Genomic DNA, 4817 nt, shown 5'->3' on the forward strand with positions numbered 1-4817 from the left:
TCGGCACGCTCGTGGGGCTGGTGGCGACCGCGGCCATCGCCGCCTGGGCGTCAGGGGCCGCGCACCTCACCGGGCTGTCCGACGAGTTCGCGCTCGACCTCATGTCCTACGCCCCGCAGGTGCGGATCCAGCAGGTGCTGCTGTGCGGGATGGTGATCGCGGGCCTCGGCGTGCTCAACGACGTGACGATCACGCAGGTCTCGGCCGTGTGGGAGCTACGTGCCTCGGCGCCGCACGCGCCGCGGCGCCGGCTGTGGACCCAGGGGATGCGGATCGGGCGGGACCACATCGCCTCGACCGTCTACACGATCGTCTTCGCCTACGTCGGGGCCACGTTGCCGCTCGTGCTGCTGGTCGCGATGTCCGACCAGGCGCTGCTGGGCACCCTCGGCTCGGGCGAGATCGCCGAGGAGGTGGCCCGGACCCTCGTCGGCTCGATCGGGCTGGTGCTCGCGATCCCGCTCACCACGGCGCTCGCGGTGCTGGTCCTGGGGCCTGCCCGGGTGCAGGTGTCGGACGGGGCACCCGCGGACGGACCATCCGGAGCTGACGGCGCGGCTGGAGCCGACAGCGCGGCCGGTCCGGCTGCGGCGGGCGGTCCGACGCCCCAGGTCGCCGTCTCCTGACCCGCCCGGGCCGGCGCACGTCGCCGAGCGGTGCGCGCGGCGGTCCGGGCACGCCTCAGGTGTCGAGCCCGACGAGCGCGAGCGCCTGCCGGGCGATCCGTGCAGTCGTGGGGACGTCGGTCATGAGAGTGGCGGTGGCGTCCGCCGCCCAGCCGGCATCCCGCAGCGGCGCGACCGACGCGGCGTCGGCGTCGTCGACCAGCCAGGCGTCCAGCAGCCCGCCGTCGCGGCGCAGCCCGTAGTGCCGGGCCACGGCCAGGGCGCTGGTCTGGACCCCGATGGCCGACAGGCACGCGTCCGCCATGCCGCGCACGGGGGCGCCGCCGATGATCGGCGAGACGCCCACCACCGGCGCCGACGTGGCCGTGAGCGCCTCGCGCACACCGGGCACCGCGACGATCGTGCCGACCGAGACCACCGGGTTCGACGGCGGCAGCACGACGACGTCGGCCGCGGCCAGCGCCTCGAGCACCCCGGGGGCGGCGGCCGACCCGGCCAGGCCGACCTGCTCGAACCCGGCCGCGGGCAGCGAGGCCCGGTGCCGCACCCACCACTCCTCGAAGTGCACGAGCGTCCCGTCGGCCAGCCGCACATGGGTCTCGACCTCGGCGTCGGTCATCGGCAGCAGCCGCACGCCGAGGTCCCAGCGCCGGGCCAGCCGCGCGGTCACCTCCGACAGCGGCAGACCCGTGCGCAGCAGCTCGGTCCGCGCCAGGCAGGTCGCCAGGTCGAGGTCGCCGAGGGTGAACCACTCCCAGCCCAGGCCGTAGGCCGCCAGGTCGGTCGAGACCCGCGTCGACTCCTGCGCCCGACCCCACCCCTGGCCCTCGTGCACGCCGCCGCCCAGGGTGTACATGAGGGTGTCGAGGTCGGGGCACACCCGCACCCCGTGCAGCCACAGGTCGTCCCCGGTGTTCGCGACCACGGTGACGTCGTGCCCGGGTCCCAGGTGGACCAGCAGACCGCGAGTGAACCGGGCGCCGCCCACCCCGCCGGACAGCACGACGACCTTCATGGCCGCACCGCCAAGGACGGGGTGAACGCGATGACCGGACGTCCGGTCGTCGGGTGCTCGAGCACCTCGGCCTGCACCCCGTAGACCTCGTGCAGCAGCGCCGGGCGCAGCACGTCGACGGGGTGCCCGGCGGCGACCAGCCGGCCGCCGGCCAGCACGAGCACGTGCTCGCAGAACGCGGCGGCCAGGTTGAGGTCGTGCAGCGCGGCGACGGTCGTGGTGCCCAGCGTGGCGACGAAGGTGAGCAGAGCGAGCTGGGCCGCGACGTCGAGGTGGTTGGTCGGCTCGTCGAGCAGCAGCAGCTCGGGCTCCTGGGCCAGGGCCCGGGCGATGTGCACCCGCTGGCGCTCGCCGCCGGAGAGCGTCGCGAACGCCCGGTCCGCCAGCGATGCCGCATCCGCCGCGGCCAGGGCGCGGTCGACGGCCGCCGGGTCGGGGTCCGCGCCCCACACCGACCGGTAGGGGGTGCGCCCCAGCGTCACCACCTCGCGCACGGTGAGCGGCACGGTGGCCGAGGACTCCTGCTCGAGCAGCGCGACCCGGCGGGCGCGGTCCCGGCGGGGCAGCGTGTGCACGGGTGCGTCGTCCAGCAGCACGGCGCCTCGGCCCGGGGGAAGCAGCCCCGCGACCAGGCGCAGCAGGGTCGTCTTGCCGGCGCCGTTGGGCCCGAGCACCCCGGTGAGCGTCCCGGGCGGGATGACGACGTCCACCCCGTCGACCACCCAGCGGCCGCCGAGCCGGGCGCCGACCTGCTCGACCCTCACGTCCACGACGACCCCCGGCGGCGCAGCAGCGCGACGAACACCGGGACGCCGAGCAGGGCCGTGACGATGCCGACCGGCAGCTCACGCGGGGCGAACAGCGTGCGGGCCGCGGTGTCCGCCCACACGAGCAGGGTGGCCCCGGCCAGCGTCACGACCGGCAGCAGCCGCCGGTGCCCCGGACCCGTGACCGAGCGCACGGCGTGCGGCAGCACGAGCCCGACGAAACCGATCGCGCCGGAGACCGCCACGAGGGCGCCGACCAGCAGGGCGACGAGCGTGAGCAGGGTCCACCGGGTGCGGTTCACGTCGACCCCGAGCGAGGCGGCCGCGGTGTCGCCGAAGGTGAAGGCGTCCAGCCGCCCGGCACTGGCCACGAGCACGGCGCCGAGGACGAGCAGTGCGGTGCCCGCGATCGCGACCGAGGTCCACGTGGTGCCGCCGAGGGACCCCATGAGCCAGGCGAGGATCTCCCGGTAGGAGTCCCCGGTCGAGCTCCAGAAGATGACGAACGACGTCCCGGCGGCGGCGAGCTGGGAGATCGCGAGCCCGGCGAGAACGGTGCGCCCCGGGCTGAGCGAGCCGCCGGTGCGCGCCAGCGCGAGGGTCGCGACCAGCGCGGCCAGTGCACCGGCGAACGCCGCCACCGGCAGCAGCAGGCCGACACCGACGACGAGCACGGCCACCGCACCGAGCGAGGCCCCGGAGGACAGCCCGAGCAGGTAGGGGTCGGCCAGCGGGTTGCGGGTGAGGGACTGCATGACGGCACCGCACAGCGCGAGCCCACCGCCGACCGCGGCGGCCGTGAGCACCCGGGGCAGGCGCAGCTGCCACACGATCGCGTCGTGCAGCCGGGGCGGTGCGTCGACCGGTAGCCCGAGGTGGGAGCCGATCGACCGGGCGACCTCGGCGAGCCCGAGCCCGGAGGAGCCGATGGTGACGGCGACCGCGACGCTGGCCAGGAGCACGACGGCACCGGCCGCGACGAGCAGCCATAGCGGCACGCGCCGGCCACCGCCGCGCACCACCGGGGCGGTCTGCGCGTGCGGACGTGCCTCCGTCGTCGTCATCGTCGTGCCGTCCTCCCGGTTCCCGTCCCGGCCGTCACGCCGGCCGTCATCCGAGCGCCGTGAGCTGGCTGCTCAGGCTCGCCGCGGCCTCGGCGTTGCGCACCCCGGCCTCCGTGGCCGCGAACGGCACTGTGAGGTAGCGGTGCTCCTTGACGGCGGTGAGCTGGGCGGTCGCGGGGTTGGCCTCGAGCGTGGCGATCTTGTGCGCCGCGGTGTTCCACGAGGCGTCCACCAGCACGATGACGTCAGGGTCCGCGGCCACCACGTCCTCCCAGCCGACCGAGGTCCAGGTGTCGTGCACGGAGGCGAACACGTTGGTCAGCCCGGCGGCGTCCATGATCATCTGCGGCGCGCCGATCCCGGCCCCGACGTACGGGCTGTCGGACCCGGAGGAGTACCACAGGGCGGTCGTCCTCTTCGGCGCCTTGGTCACCGAGGCGAGCGTGGCCTGCTCGGCCGCGACCTCGTGCGCGGCGGCCTCCGGCACCCCGAAGATCGCGCCGACCTCGCGGATCTCGGCGAACACGGTGTCGAAGGTGAGCGGGTCGGGCTTCGAGCCGGCCTCCTTGCACGCCGCCGGGGACACGTACGTGCCGATGCCGAGCGTGGCGAGCGTGGCCCGGTCGCCCACGCCGTCGGCGGAGAAGTTCGACTCCCACCCGGCGTAGACGAAGTCCGGCTGGACGGCGAGCAGCGCCTCGGAGCCGGGGACCTTGTCCGAGATCAGCGGGACGGCCGCACCCGCCGTGGCAAGGGCGTCCGGGAACGGGCCGTCCGGGAACGCCCGGCCGACCATCCGGTCGCCGAGCCCGAGGGCGAGCAGCATCTCGGTGGTCGAGGACTTGATGGTGACCACGCGCCGCGGCGGTGCGGTCACGGTGATCGGCGTCCCGCAGTTGTCGAGGCTCACCGGTGCGAACGTGGCGCTGGGGCTCGCGCTGACGGACGGGGCCGCCGCCGACGTGCTGCCCGCGCAGCCGGTGAGCAAAGCGAGCGGGAGCGTCGCGACCAGGAGGCGGACGGTGGTGGCGCGGGACGACATGCGGCGGCTCCGAACAAGGTCCGAACAGGGAGAGGACGAGGGGGAGTGGCGCACGCCGCACCGGGGAGGTCCGACCAGAGGGAGCCGGCACCACCCGGCCATGTCCGGCCGGGTTCCGTGCACAGCCTAGGTCAGGTCGTCGCCGGCGGGCAGGCCGGCCCGGACCTCACCGGGCCAGGGCGCCCTCGGCCAGCACGGCACCGACCTGGTCGAACTCGCCGCGCACCATCCCGGCGGTGACCCGCACGTGCGGCCCGCGCAACCCGTCCGGCGCCGGACCGCCGGACCGGAACGTCGCGCCGG

At 75.6% G+C, this 4817-nt stretch carries 5 protein-coding genes; 1 reads left to right on the plus strand and 4 read right to left on the minus strand.

What is annotated here, in order from left to right; translation table 11 throughout:
* Window positions 1–626, plus strand: a 626-nt coding sequence (locus tag F2B26_RS14510) for a YibE/F family protein (RefSeq protein WP_201292760.1), incomplete at its 5' end; no start/stop codon positions are given.
* Window positions 627–681: 55 nt separating this feature from the next.
* Here F2B26_RS14510 and cofD read toward each other — a convergent pair.
* The 4 genes from cofD to F2B26_RS14530 are packed head-to-tail and all read right to left on the minus strand — an operon-like array spanning window position 682 to window position 4514.
* The gene (gene cofD, locus F2B26_RS14515; protein ID WP_159810571.1) at window positions 682–1641 is read right to left on the minus strand and encodes a 2-phospho-L-lactate transferase; all 960 of its coding nucleotides are present in this window, start codon (window positions 1639–1641) and stop codon (window positions 682–684) included.
* Window positions 1638–2411: a putative F420-0 ABC transporter ATP-binding protein gene (locus tag F2B26_RS14520; protein WP_159810573.1), complete on the minus strand. Its 774-nt coding sequence runs from the start codon at window positions 2409–2411 to the stop codon at window positions 1638–1640. The genes cofD and F2B26_RS14520 overlap by 4 nt, the downstream gene beginning before the upstream one ends.
* A complete protein-coding gene (locus tag F2B26_RS14525) occupies window positions 2402–3472 on the minus strand; it encodes a putative F420-0 ABC transporter permease subunit (protein ID WP_159810575.1) in 1071 nt (356 codons plus the stop codon). Before F2B26_RS14525 ends, F2B26_RS14520 begins: the two co-directional genes overlap by 10 nt.
* Before the next feature lie 46 nt (window positions 3473–3518).
* On the minus strand, window positions 3519–4514 hold the full coding sequence (locus F2B26_RS14530) for a putative F420-0 ABC transporter substrate-binding protein (protein WP_159810577.1): 996 nt from the start codon (window positions 4512–4514) through the stop codon (window positions 3519–3521).
* Window positions 4515–4817: the final 303 nt, after the last annotated feature.

Origin of the sequence: Cellulomonas citrea (genome assembly GCF_009829685.1) — a bacterium.
Taxonomy (GTDB): domain Bacteria; phylum Actinomycetota; class Actinomycetes; order Actinomycetales; family Cellulomonadaceae; genus Cellulomonas; species Cellulomonas citrea.

Bases quoted from the DNA above. Each gene is read 5' to 3' on its own strand.
- cofD (WP_159810571.1), bottom strand. From the start codon at position 1,641: ATGAAGGTCGTCGTGCTGTCCGGCGGGGTGGGCGGCGCCCGGTTCACT.
- F2B26_RS14525 (WP_159810575.1), bottom strand. From the start codon at position 3,472: ATGACGACGACGGAGGCACGTCCGCACGCGCAGACCGCCCCGGTGGTG.
- F2B26_RS14530 (WP_159810577.1), bottom strand. From the start codon at position 4,514: ATGTCGTCCCGCGCCACCACCGTCCGCCTCCTGGTCGCGACGCTCCCG.